At 42.8% G+C, this 25,227-nt stretch carries 16 protein-coding genes and 1 tRNA gene; 11 read left to right on the forward strand and 6 right to left on the reverse strand.

Going from position 1 to position 25,227, the window contains the following annotated elements; translation table 11 throughout:
• Positions 1 to 24: 24 nt before the first annotated feature.
• Positions 25 to 97 (reverse strand) — tRNA-Ile (locus V7L01_RS32505).
• Positions 98 to 393: 296 nt separating this feature from the next.
• Between V7L01_RS32505 and V7L01_RS32510 the strand changes: the two genes are divergently transcribed.
• Both V7L01_RS32510 and V7L01_RS32515 read left to right on the forward strand, forming a co-directional pair.
• Positions 394 to 1,095 (forward strand): hypothetical protein, encoded by a 702-nt coding sequence (locus V7L01_RS32510; protein WP_335042353.1) that lies wholly within the window; start codon positions 394 to 396, stop codon positions 1,093 to 1,095.
• Positions 1,096 to 1,195: 100 nt separating this feature from the next.
• A complete protein-coding gene (locus V7L01_RS32515) occupies positions 1,196 to 2,590 on the forward strand; it encodes a hemolysin family protein (protein WP_335042355.1) in 1,395 nt (464 codons plus the stop codon).
• An 84-nt stretch (positions 2,591 to 2,674) separates the two neighbouring features.
• Here the strand turns inward: V7L01_RS32515 and queC are convergent, their stop codons facing one another.
• Positions 2,675 to 3,349 carry a 7-cyano-7-deazaguanine synthase QueC gene (gene queC / locus V7L01_RS32520; protein ID WP_335042357.1) on the reverse strand — a complete coding sequence of 225 codons (675 nt, stop codon included), beginning with the start codon at positions 3,347 to 3,349 and terminating at the stop codon, positions 2,675 to 2,677.
• A 555-nt stretch (positions 3,350 to 3,904) separates the two neighbouring features.
• On the opposite strand from queC, the gene V7L01_RS32525 reads away from it, so the two are divergent.
• The 8 genes from V7L01_RS32525 (at position 3,905) to rdgB (ending at position 18,684) form a co-directional block, all read left to right on the forward strand.
• Entirely contained in the window at positions 3,905 to 4,987 is a 1,083-nt protein-coding gene (locus V7L01_RS32525) for a Gfo/Idh/MocA family oxidoreductase (RefSeq protein WP_335042359.1), read from the forward strand.
• Positions 4,988 to 5,536: 549 nt separating this feature from the next.
• Positions 5,537 to 6,160 (forward strand): DedA family protein, encoded by a 624-nt coding sequence (locus V7L01_RS32530; RefSeq protein WP_335042361.1) that lies wholly within the window; start codon positions 5,537 to 5,539, stop codon positions 6,158 to 6,160.
• 239 nt (positions 6,161 to 6,399) lie between these two features.
• Positions 6,400 to 7,566: a ParM/StbA family protein gene (locus V7L01_RS32535; RefSeq protein ID WP_335042363.1), complete on the forward strand. Its 1,167-nt coding sequence runs from the start codon at positions 6,400 to 6,402 to the stop codon at positions 7,564 to 7,566.
• A 5-nt stretch (positions 7,567 to 7,571) separates the two neighbouring features.
• Positions 7,572 to 8,051, forward strand: coding sequence for a plasmid segregation centromere-binding protein ParR (locus tag V7L01_RS32540; RefSeq protein WP_335042365.1), 480 nt, complete (start codon positions 7,572 to 7,574; stop codon positions 8,049 to 8,051).
• Positions 8,052 to 8,463: 412 nt separating this feature from the next.
• Positions 8,464 to 9,765 (forward strand): P-loop NTPase fold protein, encoded by a 1,302-nt coding sequence (locus V7L01_RS32545; RefSeq protein WP_335042367.1) that lies wholly within the window; start codon positions 8,464 to 8,466, stop codon positions 9,763 to 9,765.
• A gap of 41 nt (positions 9,766 to 9,806) precedes the next feature.
• Positions 9,807 to 16,331, forward strand: a complete 6,525-nt coding sequence (locus tag V7L01_RS32550) for a tetratricopeptide repeat protein (protein WP_335042369.1) — start codon at positions 9,807 to 9,809, stop codon at positions 16,329 to 16,331.
• A gap of 257 nt (positions 16,332 to 16,588) precedes the next feature.
• Complete coding sequence (locus V7L01_RS32555; protein ID WP_335042371.1) at positions 16,589 to 18,025, forward strand: phosphoglucomutase/phosphomannomutase family protein; 1,437 nt, start codon at positions 16,589 to 16,591, stop codon at positions 18,023 to 18,025.
• An 80-nt stretch (positions 18,026 to 18,105) separates the two neighbouring features.
• Positions 18,106 to 18,684: an RdgB/HAM1 family non-canonical purine NTP pyrophosphatase gene (gene rdgB / locus V7L01_RS32560; RefSeq protein WP_335042474.1), complete on the forward strand. Its 579-nt coding sequence runs from the start codon at positions 18,106 to 18,108 to the stop codon at positions 18,682 to 18,684.
• On the opposite strand, the gene V7L01_RS32565 is transcribed toward rdgB, so the two are convergent.
• From V7L01_RS32565 to thiD, 4 genes are all read right to left on the reverse strand, one after another.
• Complete coding sequence (locus V7L01_RS32565) at positions 18,674 to 18,853, reverse strand: hypothetical protein (RefSeq protein ID WP_335042373.1); 180 nt, start codon at positions 18,851 to 18,853, stop codon at positions 18,674 to 18,676. The two genes, rdgB and V7L01_RS32565, sit on opposite strands and share 11 nt — an antisense overlap.
• 49 nt (positions 18,854 to 18,902) lie before the next feature.
• Positions 18,903 to 19,241 (reverse strand): P-II family nitrogen regulator, encoded by a 339-nt coding sequence (locus V7L01_RS32570; RefSeq protein WP_012410794.1) that lies wholly within the window; start codon positions 19,239 to 19,241, stop codon positions 18,903 to 18,905.
• Positions 19,242 to 19,595: 354 nt separating this feature from the next.
• The gene (locus V7L01_RS32575; RefSeq protein WP_335042375.1) at positions 19,596 to 20,201 is read right to left on the reverse strand and encodes a hypothetical protein; all 606 of its coding nucleotides are present in this window, start codon (positions 20,199 to 20,201) and stop codon (positions 19,596 to 19,598) included.
• 270 nt (positions 20,202 to 20,471) lie between these two features.
• Positions 20,472 to 21,293: a bifunctional hydroxymethylpyrimidine kinase/phosphomethylpyrimidine kinase gene (gene thiD, locus V7L01_RS32580; RefSeq protein WP_335042377.1), complete on the reverse strand. Its 822-nt coding sequence runs from the start codon at positions 21,291 to 21,293 to the stop codon at positions 20,472 to 20,474.
• Between the two features lie 1,158 nt (positions 21,294 to 22,451).
• Between thiD and V7L01_RS32585 the strand changes: the two genes are divergently transcribed.
• A complete protein-coding gene (locus tag V7L01_RS32585) occupies positions 22,452 to 24,875 on the forward strand; it encodes a choice-of-anchor D domain-containing protein (protein WP_335042379.1) in 2,424 nt (807 codons plus the stop codon).
• The last annotated feature ends 352 nt before the right edge of the window (positions 24,876 to 25,227 follow it).

The following is a 25,227-nucleotide window of genomic DNA, read 5'->3' on the forward strand; positions in this document are numbered from 1 at the left end:
TATTACTAGTTTTTGATCGTTCAGTGCGCCCTGCTGGAATCGAACCAGCCTGAAGACGAATTATGAGTTCGTTGCCTCCCCAATCGGCCAAAGGCGCTTGTTTTGTCAGGTTTTGGGTTGCTACGAGTAAATTACTTCAACTCTTAGGTCAACCTTATTTGCTAATTTTAGAGTCAGGAAAGGACTTCATGCACTGAATTTAGCCAATTCGATAATTATATCACAAATTTACCACCCATAAATACTGGACAATAATTTACCAGATTTTTATACTACATAATTTGATCGTGAGTATAGTGCAAACTAATATTGATTAAGTTCCTTTAAGGATTGAGGTCAAAAGCTTCACTATTCTTAAATAGACCAGCATTATTATGTGATAGCTTGTCAGCAATGAAAATAAATTCTACTGTACTTCTTACTTTGATTTTGTTAATCCTGATGATGGGAGCAGGTTCTGTGAGTGCCTTTTTGGGGTTCGATCTGGGGAGTTCAGCACTAAAAGGCGTTACCGCACCAGATGGCCGTCCTACTACCAAATTTGCCAGCAATAAGGCGAATAACTCCCAAGCCGGAGGGCTAGTGCTATTAAAAGAGGAAGAGATCCTGAAAATTGTCAAGGCGCGAATTGAGGGTAAGACCAAGGCTGCTAAATCGGAAAAGCTAGAGGAAGATGATGAAGAAACCAATAGCAGCAAGCAGAAGCCAGAGGAAAAACCCCCACAAGTGGTTGAAGAAAAACTCCAGCCAGGTTTTCCAGTAACTGCTCAGAGTGAGGGTGTAACTATGGCTGTACAATCTGTCCGCTACTCCGGTGGTGATTTGCTACTAAAAGTGAAAATGCAGAACAAAGGTAAGGATTCTGTACGCTTCTTGTATAGTTTTTTAGATGTTACCGATGATAAAGGACGAACCCTGAGTGCTAGTACAGAGGGTTTACCAACAGAATTGCCTGCAAATGGGCCAACCTTTTCCGGTACAGTGAGCATTCCCACAGCTTTACTTGATGATGTTAAGAAAATATCACTCGCTCTCACTGATTATCCCGCTCAACAATTAAAGCTAGAAGCATCGAATATTCCCGTAGAAAGGTAGGAGAGGACTGAGGACTGGGGACTGGGGACGAGGGACTGGGGACTGGGGATTGAATTTTTCCCAATACCAATCCCTGATATCCAATCCTTAATCTTCCTAAATGGAGGGCGTGAGTTTTACAAGAGCTTTGGCGGTGAGTGTTCCTAATTTAATTTGGACAGACGTGGCGCTACGGTTGTTGTCAGTGCTACTGCTGATTGCCATAAATGCCTTTTTTGTGACGGCGGAATTTTCGATGGTGAGCGTGCGGCGATCGCGTATTCACCAGCTAGTTAAGGCTGGGGATATTCCAGCGATCGCAGTGGAGATGCTACAGCGTAGTATTGACAGACTGTTATCTACCACTCAGTTAGGCATTACCCTCTCTAGTTTGGCACTGGGATGGATTGGAGAAAGTACGATTGTCGTGCTAGTGAATGCATGGTTAAAGTCTTGGCCTTTACCAAGTAGCATGACTACCTTCCTGGCGCATTCCCTATCAATTCCCATTGCCTTTTTCTTGATTGCCTATCTGCAAATTGTGATCGGAGAACTATGTCCCAAATCCCTAGCTATGCTGTATTCAGAACAGCTAGCTAGATTTTTGGGGCCTTCGGTAAAAGCGATCGTTCGTTTTTTTGGCCCCTTCATTTGGATTCTCAACCAATCAACTCGTTTTTTATTGCGGATTTTTGGCATCCAATACACAGGTCAAGGCTGGAGACCGCCTGTGACTCCCGAAGAATTGCAACTGATTATCTCTACAGAATGGGGGTCTACTGGTTTACAGCGTGCGGAGCGAGAACTGCTCAATAATGTCTTTGAGTTTGGGAATGTAATGGCCCAAGATGTGATGATCCCCCGCACCAGTATTGTCACGCTGCCAAAAGATGCTACCTTCCAGACATTACTCAAGGAAATGGCTTCTACTGGTTACTCTCGCTATCCTGTGATTGGTGAATCTTTAGACGATGTTCTCGGCATTGTTTATTTTAAAGATTTGGCACAACCTTTGGCTGTAGGAAAGCTAAGTTTAGAGACACAGATTCAACCTTGGATGCGTCCCGCTCGGTTTGTTCCAGAACACACGTCCTTGAGCGAACTTTTGCCAATGATGCAGCAAGAGAAACCAGCTATGGTCATGGTAGTGAATGAATTTGGCTCTACTGTGGGACTCGTGACAATCAAAGATGTGATTGCCGAAATCATCGGCGACGCAAGCGTTCCTGAAAACAGCGACGACTTACTGATTCAGATGTTAGATGAGCATAAATTTCTGGTGCAGGCACAGATTAACCTCGAAGACCTCAACGAAGTTTTACATCTCAATTTGCCCCTGACAAGAGAATACCAAACACTGGGGGGCTTTTTGCTGTATCAGTTACAGAAAATTCCTGCCAGAGGCGAAACCTTTTGTTATCAAAATCTCGAATTTACTATGGTGTCAATTGTTGGCCCACGCCTGCATCAAATTCAACTGCGACGCCTGGAAGACAAGGGGGAAGGAGGGGGATGAGGGAGCAGGGGAGGCAGGGGAGGCAGGGGAAGAAGAAGTATTGATTATTACCCAATTCCCAATTCCCAATGCCCAATGGCTACACTAAGCATACGCCAGTGGATCGACGAGTCCCAATTCGGCAAAAGCTGCTAGCCGCAAGCGACAAGAATCACACACACCGCAGGCGACATCTCCACCAGCATAGCAAGACCAAGTTAGCTCCCAAGGAACTCCCAATTGGTTGCCCAGTTGGATGATTTCAGTTTTTTTCAAGTCGATCAGGGGTGCAACAATATTAATTGGTTGTCCCTCACGCCCCTGTTTGGTTCCCAGGCGAAATACTTCCTGCATTGCCTGGATATAGTCGGGGCGACAATCAGGATATCCTGAGTAATCTAAGGCATTGACACCGATATAGACACGTTCTGCTGCGATCGCTTCGGCGTAACCAAGAGCAAAGCTTAAGAAGATGGTATTACGAGCCGGGACATACGTTACAGGAATATTTTGAGACATTTCATCCAGCGATCGCTCCTGGGGTAAATCAATGGCATCATCGGTAAGTGCCGAACCGCCCCATTGTCGTAAGTCAAAATTAACCACCTGATGTTTTGCGATCGCAGCTTTTTGAGCAACAGTGAGGGCTGATTGTAACTCTTGTCGATGTCGCTGCTGATAATCAAAGGAAATAGCATGACATTCACAGCCATCAGCCTTAGCTTTGTACAGAATTGTGGAAGAGTCTAATCCCCCAGATAACAGAATTACAGCTTTCATCTCGGTTGCAAATTTTGGATTTCAAATCGCTAAATCAGACCTGAACAAGATGCCAGGAAGCAATACCAAAAATACTCTTGAATCCCTGTTAGTTAGGGCAAACAACGCCGTACCCTACATATTCTAGATAAACAATCCATACCATTTTCTCTCAAAAATCGGTGCGATGTCTTCTATTCTCTACCAGAGACTGCGCGAACGTGTCTACGACAGGTGATGCAAATAATCATACAAAAATCATTTTAGATAATCAGTGACGGTAATTCCCAATAGCATTTTTTTGAAAAATGAGTAGAAGTTTAGGTCTTACTAAATTTTTAAAGTTAATAAAAAGACATATATTATTTATAGAAAGTGCAAAAGACAAGGCAAATCTGAATTATCTATACAAAAGATATTTGAATTACGGGAACCGATCGCAAACTTTGAAATTCTTCATAAACATAGGCTCTATGTTACCATCTGGATGGTTTTAGACGGATCGTAACTGGCTTTCGAGTATAAACGCCAACGGCCGTAGCGTCTCTAAATTTGGTGGTTGAGGAGAGAATAATAGTGCAAAATAGCATGTCAGTGGCAGAACCCAATCCATATACACAGCGCAACCAGCCACGACCAATCCGCATAGGCGTGATTGGAGTGGGTAACATGGGACAACACCACGCTCGCGTGCTGAGTTCAATGAAAGATGTTGAGCTAGTCGGAGTGGCAGATATTAACGTCGAGCGAGGGTTAGAAACAGCCAGCAAGTACAAGGTGCGTTTTTTTGAAGATTACTGCGATCTGCTACCCCTTGTGGAAGCAGTTTGTGTAGCTGTTCCCACCCGTCTGCACTATGCCGTGGGCATCAACTGTCTGTTAGCGGGAATTCATGTTTTGATTGAAAAACCGATCGCAGCCAGTATTTCTGAGGCAGAGTCATTAGTAAATGCCGCAGCTGAGTCTGGGTGTATCCTGCAAGTAGGCCATATTGAGCGTTTTAACCCAGCTTTTAAAGAACTGAGCCAAGTTCTAAAAACAGAGGAATTGCTGGCGCTAGAAGCCCACAGGATGAGTCCTTACTCAGATCGGGCAAACGATGTTTCAGTTGTGCTGGATTTAATGATCCATGACATCGACCTACTTTTGGAATTAGCTGCTTCCCCAGTAACAAAATTGACTGCTAGTGGTACTCGCGCCCTGGACTCTGGTTATTTAGATTATGTAACCGCCACCTTGGGATTTGCCAATGGTATTGTTGCTACTCTGACTGCCAGTAAAGTCACCCACCGAAAAATTCGCCGGATTGTCGCCCATTGTAAAAATTCATTTACTGAGGCAGATTTTCTCAAGAATGAAATTTTGATTCACCGACAAACGGCTGCCAATTCTCTCACCGACCACCGACAAGTACTTTACAGACAAGATGGTGTGATTGAAAAAGTCTACACCAGCAATATTCAACCTCTAAGCGCAGAACTAGAGCATTTTGTCAACTGCGTACATGGTGGCAATCAACCCTCAGTAGGTGGCGAACAAGCTCTCAAAGCCCTGAGACTGGCAAGTTTGATTGAGCAGATGGCGCTGGAAGATCGAGTTTGGAATCCATTAGACTGGCAATCGGAACCAAGAGTACAATCATTGACCCCGACAGCCTAGAACAACAAGAGTGTAAGGGCGGATAAGGGGGACAAGGTAAAATTTTCTCCCTTCTCTCCCCCTGCTCCCTTATTTACCCCACAGCATCAACCTCAGTAGAAAACCCTAGAGTATGTTTTTAAATTTGCCATCAAATCTTTAGATCCTCCCTAGTCCTTTGAAAAAACCGACTAAGGGGGATCTAAAAAATTAGAAAATAAACCCTAGTGGTTTATTTCATTAATTTTGTGAGGTTCGTAGCGAGCGATAAATCGCTCAATTTCAAGGGCTAGAGCTACTAACCCTTCTCTTGGCAAAGACGCTACGCGAAGGATGAGGCTCGCCCTTGGGTGAAGACCGCGCTAACTCGCTACGAACTTTTATAACCCTCGAAATTAATGAAATAGACCCCTAGCTTGCATTTGTCTTACTCTGTTTCTCAGTTACGATGCCAACTTTTAGTGCAGCCAAGTTACCTTGAGTCTAGCAAGGGGCGATAATTACCTTTTAAAAAAACTAAGGCTGAATCTTAGTAACAAGACTAGTGCAGTAATTTCAGGAATTGACTCAATGCTTGAATGGATAACTAATACTATCAACTATTTTGGTTATTGGGGAATCGCCCTACTAATGTTCCTAGAGAACCTTTTTCCCCCCATTCCTTCAGAATTGATCATGCCACTGGCTGGATTTACAGCAAGCCCATATCAACCAGGAGGGGCAAAGCTGAATATCATTGGTGTGTTTTTGGCAGGACTTTTGGGTTCTGTATTGGGTGCACTTATTTGGTATTATCCAGGTAAGTTTTTAGGTGAAACCCGTTTGAAAGCTTGGGCTGACAAGTATGGCAAATGGCTGGCTATATCCAGTAAAGATATTACCAAAGCCAAAGAGTGGTTTGACCGACAAGGTAGAAAAGCAGTATTAATTGGTCGCCTTGTACCGGGAATCCGCACCTTGATTTCTGTTCCCGCAGGTATCAGCAATATGCCCTTGCTACCATTTCTGTTTTACACAACATTAGGTAGCGCTGCTTGGGTGGGTTTGCTAACATACTCAGGATACATATTGGGTAGTCAGTATGAACTTGTGGACAAGTACCTTGCTCCTGTATCCAAAATCGTACTTGGGGGTCTGGTTTTGGCATTTGTTTTCTGGATATTCAAGCGCCAGTTAAGACGTACTAGAAGATGAAACACGGACGCTTTTGGTTTGAAAGCAGTGAAAGCAGGGGTTACATCTGGCCAAAATTCGCCTACACTATGCCAAATAATACTAGATGTGTGTTGGTAAAGCTTATCGGAGGTATCGCCGAAATTAAATTTTGGCGTATTTCTAGCTACACTTGACGCAACCTAGAATTTCTGGTTGCTCGCATTTTTGTAAGATGAGCATGACAACTTTTTACAGTTAAGTTTGAACTAGGAGCTTTCATGACAGACCAACCTTCCGCCGCTAACCCGATGAATAGTGCTGCTATACCCATGAATAGGCAGCCGTTAGCATCGACTCCCATAAATGCTGTTAATAATAATCCTCCTTCCGGTATCAAGCCAGTCGGTGGTTCCGGGAAAACCATTCTCAGTGTTGATTTAGGTAGAACTTCCACAAAAACTTGTGTGAGTCGCGAACCCGGCAGTGTGGTGTTCGTACCTGCCAACGTCAAACAGATGTCGATAGAACAAGTACGCGGTGGTGTTTTTGAAGCCAGGGCTACTGACCCCTTAATGGATTTGTGGCTGGAGTATCAAGGAAATGGATATGCTGTTGGTCAACTGGCAGCCGATTTTGGGGCGAATCTAGGAGTTGGTCAATCTAAGGTAGAGGCTGCACTGGTAAAAGTGTTAGCAAGTGCTGGCTACTTCAAACTCAGAGATGATATCTCAGTCGTACTGGGTCTGCCTTTCCTTTCCTTAGAGCAATTTGAAAAGGAAAAAGCCCAGTTGATTAGCCAAGTAGGTGGCCCTCATGTGTTGAACTTCCGAGGCGAATCTGTATCGCTGAACGTCAGTAAGGTATGGGTAATGCCAGAAGGCTACGGCAGCTTGCTGTGGTCAGAAGCTCAACCGAAGAAAAGCCCTGGTAGTCCCGATTTTACAAAAATATCGGTGGCGATCGTTGATATTGGACATCAAACCGTCGATCTTTTGATGGTAGATAACTTCCGTTTTGCCAGAGGTGCTTCTAAAAGCGAAGACTTTGGTATGAATAAGTTTTATGAATTGGTGTCCGCCGAAATCGAGGGAGCAGATAGTCAATCTCTAGCTCTGATTTCCGCTGTTAACAAACCCAGAGGCGAACGCTTTTACCGTCCTAAAGGCGCTAGCAAGCCCACCAACCTAGACGATTTTCTTCCCAACCTTACGGAGATGTTTTCTCGCGAAATCTGTAGCCGTGTGCTAGCCTGGTTGCCAGAACGCGTCACCGATGTGATTCTTACTGGCGGTGGTGGTGAGTTCTTCTGGGACGACGTTCAACGTCTGCTCAAAGAAGCAAAGATTAATGCTCATTTAGCAGCACCTTCCCGTCAGGCGAATGCTTTGGGGCAGTATATTTATGGAGAGGCACAATTATCCTCCAATCGCGCTGCTAGGGCATAAAGCTGATGTTCCAATGGTCAAAAAAGGTAGTTAAATCCGTCACGTTCAACCCAGAGCTTGCTGATGAAAGCTTGTTAGCGCAAGTAGAAAGTTATTTGGAAAAACAACCAGACAAGACTTTCAGCGATCTCTGTAAAGAAGCCTTGTGGCAATCTTTATGTGTACCGGAATCTGTACAACCTGCTCCACAAACAGCAGTAAACACACCGATCGATCAACAAATCGGTGAACTGCAACGTCAAGTGGCTGGACTTGAGGAACGTTTTTTTGCCAAGGGATCTAATCGTTTGGAGGCGATGGAACATCATCTACTGCAACTTTCTCAACAAGTTGCACAACTGGCGCTTATAGTCAACGATCGATCGTTCATTCCGTCTCCAACTCAATTAGAAGTGGTAAATAATACTTCTTATGCTGTTGCTACCCCTCCTCAAGAGGTTGACCCCGTAATCAGTCGCCTTAGTCAGTTTCTCGATGATTTTTAAGGAACAATCAGGTTTATGAGCAGTTTTTGCTCATGTTAACAATCCTTAATAGTATTAACTATTAAGGATTATTAATGTTTATACAGAGATGTGATATCTGGCAACAAGCCATTTTGCATGGGAGTCGCTAGAACATAAAGAACCTCCGCCAGCCGCGTAAGTTGCGAAACCCGCCTTCAGCGCTGGACTGATCGCAACGCGCTGTCTTTCTAGGCACGCCATCAAGTTATTTATTAAAAGAGCGATCGCACACTAAAAATTGATGTGCAATCAAAGTGGGATAAAGTATTATTTAGGGCTATAGTATAAAGTTTTTCACTTCTAGCAATCTACAGCAGGAAATTACCCAGTTATACTGAGCTACACGAGTGTAAGTCAAAACACCGTTTGATATCAGTTGAGATTTGTCAGCATGAGTAATACCAGTTTTTGGAAGCCTGCTTATCAGCTTTTTAAGCCAGAGGAACCGCTTACCACACCTGAAGAACTAAGAAATTTTTATGTACAGCGAGATAACAGTCCTGTAGAGAATTTAATCACCTTCTTGGATATGGAAGACGACCCAGCTAAATTTTTACTAGCAGGTCATAGAGGAGGTGGCAAAACTACAGAATTGCGGCGATTAGAACAACATTTGAACAGCAAGTATACAGTAATTTGGATTGATACTGTAACTGCTCTTGATCAGTACAACATTGGTTATGCTGAGGTTGTAGTCCTAATTGGAATTAAAATTTTTGAAAAAGTTATTCAACGAGACTGGGGTTTAAAAGACGATTTATTAAATGATTTACTCGAAAGTCTAAAAACTGTAGTTTATCAAGATGAAGACGCTGAAAATACTGGTCTTGAACTTCCAGAAATTATCAAAAAATTAGGTTTAATTCTTAAACAAGGTCTAACTCGAAAAGTTACTACAACTCTCAATATTCGTCCGCAGCTTAGTAAAATTATTGAGCGAGTTAACGCCATTATAGAAGCTGCCGAGAAAAGAAACAACCAAAAATTACTGGTGATTGTAGATGGTCTTGACCGACACGATCAAGTTACAGCCTTGGAAATGTTCGCTAGTCCACTGCTGACTCAGCTAAGTTGCCATATTATATATGCGATTCCGATTTCACTAAGGTATTCTCCAAGCTTTCGTCAACCAATGGAAAGCTTTCAAAAATGCTTAGATTTAACTAATCCTCCTGTATTTGAGTGCGACGACAATTTATGTCCTACTACAATCCCTAATCAACTTGGTAGAGACATTCTTAATAGTGTAATTCATAAGCGTTTAGCAACTTTGGGTGATGCTTATAAGGGTTTATTTAATCCAGATGCGCTAGAACTAATTTCTGAAAAAAGTGGTGGTGTGATGCGTGACTTGGTGCGACTGGCTCGCACAGCTTGTGAAGTTTCTTTAAGGCTAAATTTGATATATGTAAATTTGGATGGTGCTAAAGAGGCTGTGCAAGAGATACGCAGAGAATACAATTTGAGTGATTATCATTTCCCCGAACTAGATAAAGTTCACCGCACAGGTTGCTTAACTACTAATACCCATAGTTTACCTAATAAAGGTCAGTTTGTGATTTGTGATGAGCTTCTACAAAACAAATTTGTATTAGGTTATTACGATCGCAGTAAAAAATCCTGGTTTGATGTTAACCCTATTCTATTGGAAGATTTACAACGTTGGCAAGCTGCTAACGCTCCAAAACTTTAATAGTTGTTTTCTCTCCCAATCAGCAATTATTCATCAAAAAAATGCCTTCTAACGAAGATAACACTTATTCTCTAAGTGCAAATGACGCAACAGAGCTAAATAAATTAGTTAGTTTCTTAGAATTATCTAGTGGAACAACGACAATTTTTGCTATTGCACCGGAGAGTGGGCCACAACATCCGGTAGTTGAGGAAATAAAGTTACTTTTATCAGATAACGATCGTACTTTTAATAAACCTCAAAACTTCTTTTACAGTGATAACTCACTTTATAACTTTCTCTACACTTTAGATGAAACTGGGCAGCATAATTCTCAAACTAAACGCAAATTGATAATGGCATTTGGAATTGACCAACTGCCGAAATCCCGCCTGAAGCAAGAGATGAAGCAGTTGAATTTAGGGAGAGATTCGCTATTTGGTCGGGAATTAGTTATAATTTTTTGGTTAAATAAAGAGGAATTTTTAGAAGAATTTCGTAACCGTGCGCCTGATTTCTGGGATTGGCGGGGTAAGTTAGTGAAATTTGAGGCACGTCCACCTGTAAATCCCCTGTTTTATCCTTATCTGGAGTGGTTGATAGCTGAGAATTCCTATCTCAAAATCAGCGGCGTGATGCAAGTCCAGCGCCAAGTAGATATTTTTCTGGATCAAATTTATGTGTCACTACAAGCAGTAAGGCGACAGCAAATTACAGAAACCTCGAAACTAGACCTAGAGATGACTACATTTCGCAAAGCTGAACATGGGTTTAGCATGAGCATATCTAGCCTCTACGATTTAGACGAACCTTCCTATTACGAACCAGTTTTAAGAAGTTCAATACCCACTACTAGCACCAAAACGGTAACACAAAGAATTGATTTATCCCATGCAGTGCGGGAGAATCAATACTGCGTAATTCTCGGCGCTCCAGGTGCGGGAAAGACAACGCTACTGCGTTATCTAGCGCTACATTTTGCCACAGCAAAACGTGATGGCAATGAAATAGTAATAGGTGGCGAACCCCAAGAAGAATTGGGTAATGCTCTATTGCCAATTTTCTTTCGTATTGCCGATTATGCAGAACGACTGCAACAAGAACCAGAGTTAAGACTGCTGGAGTATCTGCGCCAATTCTACCGCCAGTGGGAAGCTTACTTTCAAGATGAAGCTGAAGCGGGAACTGAGATGGCGACCCTACTATTAGAAAAAATGCGTCAAGGGCAGTGCTTAATGCTGCTGGATGGGCTGGATGAGGTATTTGAACAAGAAAGCCGCAGGCTGATTGTGGAAAGAATTGATCAGTTTGTCAATGCTTTCTCTGCTAATAAGTTTGTCATTACCAGCCGCATAGCTGGCTACCGCGATGTGAAACTGAGCAGCCGTTTTGCTGAGTTCACTATTGAAGATATGGGTAGCGAACAGGTAGAAAAATTCCTGGAACGCTGGTGTTTGGCGATAGAACGAGCGCAGCAGCCAGAAGCTAGTGAGGCGCAATGGCAAAGAGCAGGAGATGACCAAGCAAGGAAGATTTTAGAGGCAATTAAAGACAATGAGGGTGTAAAGCGCTTGACAGCGAACCCTCTACTGTTGACAATTTTGGCATTGATTCACCGCAATGGTGAACGCCTACCTAACCGTCGGGTGAAACTTTATGAATTGGCAGTGCAAACCTTGACGGAAGATTGGCAGCTAGGTAAAAAGTTGCCAGATACTCCGAAAGTGCTGCTGAACCAAAATGAAGTAGTGGCATTTTTAGCACCACTGGCTTACTGGATGCATGAGGAGAAGCCCTCTGGTTTAGTCACTGAGGCAGAAGTTGAACAAGAGTTAGCAGTAAAGCTAGCAGAACTAAATGATACTGACCTAGAATCAGATTCAGTGCGGCAAGCCGTGCAGGAGTTTTTACGAAAAGTGCGGGAAACCACAGGTCTATTTGTGGAACGTGCGCCTGGAGTCTACGGTTTTATGCACCTGACGTTTGAGGAGTATTTTGCTGCACGTTATATCGCTGACAATGAAGTAAGGGATATTTTAGAAATCATCCATAAACATTTGCATGAGCCGCGTTGGAATGAGCCGATTCTACTGGCTTTAGGCTATTACGGAATTTATTCTCCTAAACAGGTTAATAAGCTAGTTGAGCAGCTTTTCAGTAATCTTGAGGCTTATGAACCTGCAATTCAAGGTGGGAAGTTAAAAATAAAAAATGCATCTTCGCAGGATGCGATTATCATCTGGTCAGATTTCCAAGAGGAATCAACTACTAACTGTAACCAGTCAGAATTACGGTTGAAAGATTTATTATTTGCTGGGGAGGTTTTAACTCAAGTTGAAGTTAATAGCAGTCTTCGTAGAAAGCTAATTAAAAAATTGGTTATTACCTATCTTGGTTTGGATATATACTTTGAGGATGATACAACTAAACAACTGTTAAGGCTGTTACGCCAAATTGAACTTTTTAACCAGAAAGGTGAAGTTCTGGCACGGCTGAAAGAATTCGCTAATGACTCCATGCTTACTGAAGAGATACGGGTAAAAGCACAGACAGCTATTCTTTATATTGCTTGTGGTGAATCAGGGTCAGGATTAGTTAATTGTGCCATTGATATTGTTAATCAGCTAGAGCCTACTATATTTTGTCGTCTTAGAGAGTTGGTTAAAGAATTAGGTGAAGAAATGACACCTGCTTTAGAAAATATTCGGCATAATCATAGTGGCAATGAAGACGTTCAAGGAGCATTAACTTTTCTCACAGCAATATCTTATATTCGTACAGATAAATATACACAAGCTGTTGAGCTTCTAGAAGAAATAAATGTTCAGCCGAATGTTAGGCATAGTGCTTATATAGCTTGGTCAATTGCAATTTGTTATCAGGAACAAGAGAAATTTGATAAAGCAATTGACTATTATCAAGAATGCTTTGAGAAACTAGCCTTATATATTCATCCATCAGCTTTTCTACTGTTTTGGAGAAATCGAGGTATTTGTCATCGCTTACACACCAAATACGAGCAATCACTAGAATGCTTCCAGCAGGCGTTAGCTATAGACAGAGAGTTTCGCAAGTCTGAAGATGAAGCAAGTGATTTGTGGAATATAGGTAAAACTTATCAAAACTGGGGTAACTACGAAGAAGCGATCGCCCACTACCAACAAAGCCGTGATCTCTATGAGCAATTGGGTAAAGAGGAGATTGTAGCAACTATGTGGTACTGGCTAGCTAGTTGCTATCGAGAATGGGGTAAGTATGAACAAGCACTTGAGTGTCAGGAAAAGTGCTTGGTACAACGTCAACGCTTAGAAGACCAAGCAGGTATAGCTAGTGCCTACTTTGAACTAGGTCGAATTTATCAAGCTTGGGGCAAATATGAACAAGCGATCGCCCACTACCAACAAAGCCGTGATCTCTATGAGCAATTGAGTTTAGATAAGAATGTAGCAAACCAATTGTATTGGTTAGGTAATTGCTATCGAGAATGGGGTAAATATGAACAGGCGGTTGAATTTCAGCAACAGTGTCTAGCAAAACGGCAGAAGTTAGAAAACCAATCAGATGTAGCTTTAGGATACTATCAGCTAGGTCGCATCTATCAAAGTTGGGGCAAGTACGAACAAGCGATCGCCCACCACCAACAAAGCCGTGATCTCTATGAGCAATTAGGTTTAGAGAAGAATGTAGCAAACCAATGGTACAACTTGGCTGGATGCTACCGAGAATGGGGTAAATATGAACAGGCGGTTGAATTTCAGCAACAGTATATAGCAAAACGGCAGAAGTTAGAAAACCAATCAGATGTAGCTTTAGGATACTATCAGCTAGGTCGCATCTATCAAGAGTGGGGTAAATATGAACAAGCGATCGCCCACTATCAACAAAGCCGTGACCTCTATGAGCAATTAGGTAAAGAGAAAGATATAGCTAACCAGTGGTATTGGTTAGCTGATTGCTATCGTGATTGGGGTAAATATCACCAAGCCGTAGAGTGTGAGCAAAAGGATTTGGCAATTTGCCAGCAGTTAGATGACCAAACCGGAATAGCTCTTGCTCATTATCAGCTAGGACGTATATATCAAACATGGGGTAAGTATGAACAAGCGATCGCTCACTACCAACAAAGCCGTGACCTCTATGAGCAATTGGGTAAAGAGAAAGATATAGCTAACCAGTGGTATCGGCTAGCTGATTGCTATCGTGATTGGGGTAAATATCACCAAGCCGTAGAGTGTGAACAAAAAGATTTGGCAATTCGTCAGCAGTTAGATGATCAAACCAGAATAGCTCTTGCTCATTATCAGCTAGGACGTATATATCAAGCATGGGGTAAATATGAACAAGCGATCGCCCACTATCAACAAAGCCGTGACCTCTATGAGCAATTAAGTAAAGAGAAAGATATAGCTAACCAGTGGTATCGGCTAGCTGATTGCTATCGTGATTGGGGTAAATATCACCAAGCCGTAGAGTGTGAACAAAAAGATTTGGCAATTCGTCAGCAGTTAGATGATCAAACCAGAATAGCTCTTGCTCATTATCAGCTAGGACGTATATATCAAGCATGGGGTAAATATGAACAAGCGATCGCCCACTATCAACAAAGCCGTGACCTCTATGAGCAATTAGGTAAAGAGAAGGATGTAGCTGACCTGTGGTACAACTTAGCAGGTTGTTATGGGGAATGGGGTAAATATGAGCAAGCACTTGAGTTTCAGCAAAAGTGTCTGGCAAAACGTCAAAAGTTAGAAGATGAAACAGGTATAGCTAGGGACTACTTTCAACTAGGCTGGATTCATCAAAGTTGGGGAAAATACGAACAAGCAATCGCCTATTTCCAAGAAAGCCGTAACCTCTATGAGCAATTAGGCAAAGAGAAGGATGTGGCTAACTTGTGGTACTGCCTAGCTGCTTCTAATGCTAATTGGGGCAAATATAAACAGGCATTAGAGTTTCAGCAGCAATGTTTGATCATACGCCACACATTAAATGACACATCATTGATGGCTGTAACTTACCATCAATTAGGTCAAATCTATCAAGCTTGGGGCAAATACGAAGAAGCGATCGCCTACTTTCAACAAAGCCGTGACCTTTACGAGCAATTAGATCAAGACAAAGATATAGCTAACCAGTGGTGTCGGCTAGCTGATTGCTATCATGATTGGGGTAAATATCACCAAGCCGTAGAGTGTGAGCAAAAGGATTTGGCAATTTGCCAGCAGTTAGATGACCAAACCGGAATAGCTCTTGCTCATTATCAGCTAGGACGTATATATCAAGCATGGGGCAAATATGAAGAAGCGATCGCCTACCACCAACAAAGCCGTGACATCTATGAGCAATTAAGTCTAGAGGAGAATGTCGCTAACCAGTGGTATTGGCTGGCTGATTGTTATAGCGACTGGGGCAAATATGAACAGGCATTAGAGTGTCAGCAGCATTGTTTACTCATACGCCAGTCATTAAATGACACATCATTGATAGCTGTAACTTACCGTCAATTAGGTCAAATCTATCAAGCTTGGGGTAAGTATGAAGAAGCGATCGCTTACTTCCAACAAAGCCGTGACTTCTATGAGCAATTGGGCAAAGAGAAGGATGTGGCTAACTTGTCGTCTTGGCTAGCTACTTGCTATCGAGAATGGGGCAAATATAAACAGGCATTAGAGTGTCAGCAGCAATGTTTGATCATACGCCAGAGATTAAATGATACATCATTGATAGCTGTAACTTACCGTCAATTAGGTCGAATCTATCAATCTTGGGGTAAATATGAACAAGCGATCACCTACCACCAACAAAGCCATGACCTTTATGAGCAATTGGGTCTAGAGGAGAATGTAGCTAATCAACTATCTTGGATCGCTAGTTGCTACCGCAATTTAAAGGATTACACGAAGGCGATTGAATATTACCAGCAAAGTCGAAATCTTCATCAGCACTTAGGTCATGATGAGAGTGTAGCTCAACGTTATAGGCAACTTGGTAACAGTCAATGCTTGTTAGCAAAAAATACCTCAGATAGAGCAGTAGCTTTTGAATTACTGACGCAAGCTGAACAAAATATCTGTCAAGCAATCCAAATCAATACCACAGGAGACTATAAAGAAAATCTTGCTTACGACTACATTATCTTGAGCTTAATCTGGTCAGAACGCTTACGCCTGTTGTCTTTTGATGACTCGTCACTCCAAGAACAAATTACCCAATTTGAAGAATATTATAATACTGGCTTGACATATCTTGCCGAATTGGGGCAGACAGTAAATCGAGCAGATGAAGCTCTTGATATCGCCCGTGTTTATCAGGAAGTCAGCATCTTAAAAAATCTTGACCGAGCCGAAGAACTAGCCCAAGAATCCCTCCAAGTTTTTCAGGAGTACAATCGCCGGGAACTAGAAGCTTCATCTCGTAAACTCTTGGGCGAAATATACCTGAACCGCTCCCAACATCATCAATCAGGTACTAAGGTAACTGCTACCCAGTTTTTAACAGAAAGTCTGCAAATCTACAGAAAGCTTGATTTAAGCGAAAAAGCTGCCGAGGTAGAGCAGCTAATGCATTCAAATCTGGATAATACTTGAATATTTAGCGATTAGAATTCGCCCCTAGATAAACAAGCCTGCGTACTATATGAAAAGTCTACAAAGGCAGATTTGTGAGCCAAAAGGCGCTGTCTGAAGACAAATCACTGCGCGTCTACGCACTCCATTTCACAAATTCGCTCATTTTTGTGTTGAAACAGCCGAATATTATTAGTACATATTTTTACTAGATTCTTTTTTTACTCTGTACACTGTAGAAATGCTAGAATCCTCAAGTAGACAGTTAGGATACTTAGATGCCAGTTGTAACTAACTCAATCAAGTTTGGTACAGACGGCTGGCGGGGCATTATTGGTGATGAGTTCACCTTTGAACGCCTAGCCCTGGTCGCGCCAGTTGCCGCAAAAGTATTATATGATACGTATTTTTCTACGGTAGGTAGCCGGACAATAATTGTCGGTTACGATCGCCGATTCATGGCTGAAGACTTTGCTCGTGCTGTTGCCGATACTGTCAGTGCTGTGGGATTTGATGTGCTACTGAGCGAGAGCTATGCCCCAACCCCAGCTTATAGTTGGGCGGCAAAAGAACTTAATGCTTTAGGGGCACTGGTAATTACAGCCAGCCATAATCCTGGTAAATATTTGGGTTTAAAAGTCAAGGGTTATTTTGGTGGATCGGTACCGCCAGAAGTCACCAAAGAGATAGAAGATCAGTTGGCGGTGGGAGTACCTCTAGCAGCTACCCCAGGCAAGCAAGAGAAATTCGATCCTTGGCCTAGTTATACCCAAGCGCTAGAACGTAAAGTTGATATCGCCAAACTTCGAGAAGCGATCGCATCTGGTAAATTAACGTTATTTGCCGATGTCATGCATGGCGCTGCGGCTGGCGGATTGGCGAAACTACTAGGCAATCAGGTTAAAGAAATCAATAGCGATCGCGATCCCCTATTTGGTGGCGGTGCGCCGGAACCCTTGCCTAAATACCTTTCAAAGCTATTTGAAGTCATCAAGACTCACCGAGAAACCGATAAATCAGGTTTAACAGTGGGGTTGGTATTTGATGGAGACTGCGATCGCATTGCAGCAGTAGATGGAGAAGCCAACTTCCTAAGTTCCCAAGCCTTAATCCCGATATTAATCGACCACTTAACCCTGCGGCGCGGCTTTAGTGGTGAAATAGTCAAAACGGTTAGTGGTTCCGACTTGATGCCCCTTGTGGCAGCACTACATAACCTGTCAGTATTTGAGACGGCAGTTGGTTATAAATACATCGCTGACAGAATGTTAGCAGCCAAAGTGTTGCTGGGTGGCGAAGAGTCAGGCGGAATTGGCTATGGCAGCCATATTCCCGAACGCGATGCCCTGCTGTCAGCTTTATACGTCCTAGAGGCGATTGTAGAATCTGGTTTGGATTTAGGTGAGTATTATCGCTACTTGCAGAAACAAACAGGGTTTACCTCAGCATACGATCGCATTGATTTACCCTTAGCAAATATGGAAGTGCGATCGCGTCTTTTGCAACAACTGCAAACCCAACCTTTAACGGAAATTGTAGGGAAAGCAGTAATTGATTGCCAAACAATTGACGGCTACAAGTATCGCCTAGCTGATAAAAGCTGGTTAATGATTCGGTTTAGCGGGACTGAGCCAGTTTTACGCCTCTACTGCGAAGCCGCGACAATTGAGCAAGTCCATCAAACTCTTGCTTGGGCGAAACAGTGGGCGGAGTAAAATTAATTATTAGTCATTAGTCATTAGTCCTTTGTCCTTGGTAAATGACCAATGACTAATTACCAATGACTTACTTACCAATGACTAAATTACTTGTAGTAGCCACAGGAAATCCTGGTAAGTTGCAGGAAATGCAAGCTTACCTAGAAAATTCTGGTTGGGAATTAACCCTCAAACCGGAAGAATTGGAAATTGAAGAGACAGGCGAAACTTTTGCTGCTAACGCTTGTTTGAAAGCATCACAAATCGCTAAAGCCACAGGGAACTGGGCAATTGCTGATGATTCTGGCTTGCAAGTAGATGCCCTAAATGGCGCACCAGGGGTGTATTCTGCACGTTACGCGAAAACCGACTCAGAACGCATTGCTAGGCTATTGAGGGAATTAGGAGATGAGGTAAATCGGCAAGCTCAATTTGTTTGTGCAGTAGCGATCGCTCGTCCTGATGGTGCGATCGCATTACAATCTGAAGGTATTTGTCGCGGTGAAATTCTCCATACACCGCGTGGTGATGGTGGTTTCGGCTACGACCCTATTTTTTATGTGCAAGAGTTGCAATTGACCTTTGCTGAGATGACACGGGAGTTGAAGAGGTCAATTAGCCATCGAGGCAAGGCTTTTACAGCTTTACTTCCGCAACTAGAGAGAGTTAAGAGTTAGGAGAGACGCGACGCCAGTCGCTACAACGGGGGGAACCCCCCTTCGGGTTCGGGGGTTCGCAATCGACGGGAACCGCCAAGACTGCGACCCCCTCACCGCAACGCGCTGGCTCATTAATCGCGTCTGTACAAGAGTTAGGATTTATGAATTCTGCTAAATCTTCATTCATTAGTCCTGACTCACAACTCATAACTTTTAACTCTTAACTCATAACTTTTTTAAACTGCTTCTGTGTTCTTTTCGCCGGTACGAATCCGAATCACTTGCTCAACAGGCGAGATGAAAATTTTCCCATCGCCGATTTCACCAGTGCGGGCAGCGGCAATAATTTTGTCTACTACCATATCAACCTGATTGTCGTCAACTACAATTTCCACTTTGAGTTTTTGCAGAAACTCAACGGTGTATTCAGAACCACGATACCGTTCAGTTTGACCCTTCTGCCGTCCGAACCCCCGGACTTCAGAAACGGTCATGCCAACAATACCAGCATTAACCAAGGCAATTTTCACTTCATCTAGCTTAAATGGGCGGATAATAGCTTCTACTTTTTTCATCTTCTTGATTCCTGATTTCTACTAGCTTCGTTTATATATCTAACCAGATCCGCTGTCTGAAGCTGTAACTAGCAGTGCTTTTCCTAAAACATATGTAATAATTACCACTTTTTTGAAGTGTAGATGCTTTGCTTGAGGGTTTGGGATATGAGAACCAGCAAGGATTTATTAATTAGATAATCTTTGAGGTTCTAAGATAAACAAGTTACTGTCAAGTTAGCATTTTATGTAGCTTTTATAACCTAAAAATAGATTAACTCCGCCATTTAGCAGAGATGCTCAGATATTTAGAGAGTCATTGCAGAGAAATTGCTCAGTAGCCTGCAAAGCTGCTGCTGACTGTGGGAGTGTCAACTAGCGTTTCTGATGTTCAAACAAGGGACGCACAATAAAATATCCAGCACTAAAGGCAGTAAGCATGATTAACAAGATGGTGATAATTAACCACCAACCATTAAGTCCCTTGGCATCTGGCTCAGTAGTGGAATAATAACTTACTTGTTGCTCTTCTATAAAAATTGGTTCTGGTATCGGGAAATTCATTTCCATTACAGGTGTAGAAAAGTCTTGGTGGCGGCTTTTTTGGGGCGGGGCTTTGGGGGCAACAGATGGATGGCGAGAAACCTGCTGACGCGGACGCGCTTGGGTTACTGGCTGTTTGGCGGCACTTTTAACGTCGCCAGAAGCTTGGGTAGCTTTGTGATAACTAGGTGTAGAATGGGAACCCACAAAATTTTGCAAGTGAGAAAAAGACTCAACGACTCTGTTAATTTCTTGGCGTAGCAGTTGATTTTCTTGTGCTAGTTGCTGATTTTGGGTGGTAAGTGCATGTAGCTTCACCTGTGCTGCTTGCAACTCTGTTGACAATTCCCTGTATACAGATAGTGGTACAGAGGGAGGGTAGGCTTGAGTAGTCGGTGTTGGCGAATTCCTGTGAACAGAACCTATGGTTGTTCGCATCGGGGGCTTGGTATTAAAAATCAAGGTAAGTAGGTCGTACAGAGATGCTAACAGAGATAGTCAGCCCTGAAACTATGCCCAAGAATAATAGAAAAATGCCGAAAGGGCAAAGATTTCTTATTAAGGATTAGGAATTGGGGATTAAGGATTGGGGATTGGGCTGAAACCCCGCTTCTTGTGGGCAGATTTCTTCAATCTTAAAGAAGGTTAAAACACCGCCCCTACTGGGCATATTTCTTCCCCAGCCCCCTTGAATAACTGACCATGAGGTTAATTTCGTAACAATGGGAAGAAATGTCCTACAGGACCTTGCCCTTCGCCAATATCTAGGGCGTAAGTGAGCGCAGTAGTTACATACTCCTTTGCCTCTTGCACTGCCTGCCACAAATCTTTTCCCTTAGCCAGATTAGCAGCGATCGCAGCCGAAAGTGTACAACCAGTACCGTGGGTATTTTTTGTCTCTATTTGCTGGCAAGTCAAAATTTCCAACTTGTCCCCATCAAACCAGATATCAACGCCACGCAAATCTCCCTGCATACCTCCGCCCTTGACTAAAACAGCTTTAGTCCGTAAAGTCTTGTGAATAATTTCAGCAGCGGCTTGCATATCCTCCAAGGAATTAATTTGTAAACCGCTTAAAATCTGGGCTTCGTAGCGATTCGGCGTAATTATAACCGCCTTGGGAATAAGGGCATGGCATAGAGTCTTCACAGCATCATCATCAATCAATTGTGCGCCCGTACGTGACACCATTACTGGATCGACTACTAGATTATCGATTTGTAAAGTTTCCACCTGCTGGGCAACAGCAAAGATAATTTCCTGATTGAGCAACATTCCCGTTTTGGCAGCTTGCACGCCAATATCCTCAACTACTGCCTGAATTTGCGCCACAACAGCCTCTGTTGGCATGGCATCGACTCTTTTCACTTCTAAAGTGTTTTGTGCCGTGACGCAGGTTATAGCGCTAGTACCGTGGACACAGTGAAAAGCAAAGGTACGTAAATCAGCTTGAATTCCTGCACCGCCACCGCTATCGGAACCAGCAATGGTTAAAGCAACAGGTATTCTGGAGTTTATTTCAGCGTTCATAGTTATGAAGATTAAGTAAGTTGGGGCAATCAAACCAAACTATCTCAAAGATTGATGAACTAGGTTAAGGGACTTCCAACTAAAAAAATATCCCATCGCTTTGGCGAGCTGGCGTTGCAGGGGAGGAAGAATCTAACGATTAATAGTCGTTCCCAAAATTGAATAATTTAATTTCTGGAAGTCCCTAACACCCTCTTCCCTTCTAAGCTAATCGTCATTTAAATTGCACCATTCTCATGGTAATAAAAGCTGCAAACCCTCTCCCCTGCCCCCTGCCCCCTGCGATCTCAATGTGCAAATTAAATGCTTAACAGCTTATCTTCTGCCTCCTGAAAACAATCTACTTACTGGCGAGATTGTGCTTGCTTCCTTGTAGAGCGGGCTACCCCTACAAGGAAGCAAGCTACGCGTAGCGTCTCATAAAGAAGACATCGCTTCCAAAAAACATTGAGATAAACTTCATCAAATCCTCGCACAAAGCGCTCTCCATACCCATATCACTCTGGAAATTAACAGGACTCCAGCACGACGCTCCATAGTTTTTTCGCTTTTTTTGTAAAAAAACGAACCAAGTTCTGGGTATTTACTGATATCAATCACTATTTGTAAAGGTTACTTTTAACTAAGTTCACAAGGCTCAGTTACACCGATTACAACAGGTTCAACTAAGTTGTTACATTAGTTCCCTCAAGTTAAGAGGTCAACTTACTAAAGTTTCAACCAATTCAACTTTGACCACTGTAACTTTAAGTCCCTAATTATCAGTCAGGGGTGAATTTTATCATGCCGATTTGGCAACCTTCTGACTTAAGACAACGGCTAAAGTTTCGAGGGATTACTATGCGAATTTGCAATCATCCTATCGAATATAGCAGATATTGCGCTGCCTTCTCTGCGTGCAAATCGTCCAATCGCCCTCAATAAAATACTAACGATTGACGGTATCGACATCCCTGGTTTAAGCATCGACGGTTGACAGGACAAAAATTTTCAGTCTTACAACAGCATTTCTATAACCGATGCGATTTCAAGCCGCGATCGCACAGATTTGACTGCCCTGAAAAGTCGAGATAAATGACCCATTCAATTAGCAACTGAAGAAAGTTGCTGAGAGCGTACTACCAATTTCCCTTACACACACACATTCGGAGTAAAACTATGGCTGGCAAAACATACTACGTTTCTGGAACAGGCAGTGATAAAAATGATGGTTTAAAAGAGGGTCAAGCATTTCGCACCCTTCAAGCAGCCGCCAACCTCGTGCAGGCAGGTGATACCGTCTACGTTATGAATGGTACTTACGAAGAGAAAAACTACCCTACCAAAGCAATCCTTAGTATCAATAAAAAACACGGTACACAGTCGGCACCCATCACATTCACTGCCTATCCTGGTCACAATCCCGTACTCAAATCGGCCAATTTCAATGCTATCGATATCACAGGCTCTTCCTACATCGTCATCGAAGGTCTAACACTTATTGGAGCTAACGATCGAGTTACTCTAGCGGAAGCTCAATCCTCGAATAATAACGAAGACAATGTACTGACAAATGGAAACGGCATTCACGTATCAACCGACTCTTCAGGTCAGCATTCCACTCACCTTGTTTTTCGAAATAATAATGTCTCCAAATTTTCCGGCGGAGGAATCACAACAGTAGAAGCAGATTATATCACTATTGAGAATAACGTCGTATCTGAATGTGGGTGGTATTCCTTCTATGGGACACAAGGAATTTCGTTACTTAAAAACTATAATTCAGATGACAATACAAGCATTTATAAAAATATTATTCGAGGAAACATTACGCACAACAATTACAATTACATTCCTTGGGTTGGAGCGGGAGAAGTCACCGAAGGACATGGCATTATGATTGATAATGGAAATGTTGCAGGTTTAGATGGAGAGGCTTATAAGGGGAAAACATTAATTACCAATAACATATCCTACAAGAATGGTGGAGCGGGTATCCAGGTATATAACAGTGCTAATGTCGATGTGGTGAACAATACAACTTACCAAAACTCACAACATCCTGACTTAGCAGGTACTGGCGAGATTTTTATCAATAAATCAAGCGCAACACAAGTCTTGAATAACCTGATGTACGCCAAAGAAGATGGTTCTTCATATGTTGTCACTTCTTCGTCAACAGGAATCAAGGCTGATTCTAATTTGATTTACAACACCGATCCGTACAACAAAGCAGGAACTAATTTTATTTTGGGTAAAGATCCCTTGTTTGTTAATGTCGCGGATGGTGACTTTAGGCTCAAATCTGGAAGTCCTGCAATTGATACTGGTTCCAATGCCCTCAATAGCGTCACTAAGAACGTTCCCCAAGATGGCGATGGTAATGGCATTGCAGTGATTGATGTTGGTGCATACGAAGCCCCCCGAACCACCATCGCTACTCCAGAAATTCAAGTTCTCAATGGCACAGTTGATATTGCAGATGAAAGCACCACCGCAATTAACTTTGGCGAAACCACTGTTGGTAACACCCTGACAAAAACCTTTACTATTAAGAACACCGGTATAGCCACACTCAACCTGAGTAATCTCGAACTTCCCGACGGATTTAGTTTGGTCGGTACTCTTCCGAAGAGCGTGGCTGTTAATGCTTCCACCAGCATATCGGTGGTACTCAATACCACTACAGTCGGCGTATATAGTGGCAGCTTCAGTTTAAACAACAACGATAGTAACGAAAGTCCCTTTAACTTTGCGATTAGTGGCACAGTTAAACCCGCTCCTGCTCCAGAAATTCAAGTTCTCAATGGCGCATATAAGATTGCAGATGGCAGCACTGGTGCTATTTCCTTTGGCAACACCAGCGCTGGTAATACCCTGACCAAAACCTTTACTATTCAGAACATCGGTACAGCCGCACTCAATCTGAGTAATCTCGAACTTCCCGACGGATTTAGTTTGGTCGGTACTCTTCCGAAGAGCGTGGCTGCTAATGCTTCGACCAACATATCGGTGGTACTCAAGACCATCACACCTGGTGACTATAGTGGTAGCTTCAGTTTAAACAACAACGATAGTGACGAAAGCCCCTTTAATTTTGCTATTAGCGGCACAATTAGACCTGCTACTGGCATTAACGGTGATGCAGGAAATAACAAACTTTCGGGAGGCGAACCAGACGATCGCATCTGGGGAAAAGATGGTAATGACCAACTTTATGGCAATGGTGGCAAAGACCTGCTTTACGGTGATAACGGTAACGATACCCTGTTCGGTGGTGTTGGCAATGACCAACTCTACGGGGGTGCAGGCATCGACTGGCTTTACGGTGGTAAAGGCAACGATGTGCTTACCGGCGGTTACAATCCTGACACCTTTGTATTGGCTTCTGGCGAGGGTACGGACTCCATTACTGACTTTGAAATAGGTAAAGACAAGCTTGCCTTATCAGGTGGTCTTAAGTTTGGTCAATTGTTGATACAGAACGAAGGAAGTCAAACCTTCATTTTAAATAGTTCTGACAACCAAGTGTTAGCAAAGTTGGATGGGATTAGTGCCACAACGCTCTTGGCTCAGGCTTCTACGACTTTTATGACAATTTAATTGTGTTTTCCGATGACCAAGGCTCGTCACAGCGAGTATAAGTAGAGAGGAAAGATTTGGTATTGAGCAACTAAGTTCATTTTATAAGCTTTCTCTACACTTTAATTCCTGTCAAGGTAAGCGCAACTTCTATTCATTCGATCTGAGAACTCGAAACTCCAAGCTAATAATTTGAAGTCATCATCTGCTATAGTCCACCTTGAGGAGACGGATTTGCTTCTGGAGATCGCAGATATGACGACTAGTAACAGCCACTCAAACAGCCATTACCCATGAGCGCACACATAATACTCCAAACAATACAGGTTTTCATCGACGATCGCTCCACTGGAAACGCTGATTATTCTTGAAG

The organism is Nostoc sp., from assembly GCF_036917095.1.
In the GTDB taxonomy this organism is placed as follows: Bacteria; Cyanobacteriota; Cyanobacteriia; order Cyanobacteriales; family Nostocaceae; genus Nostoc.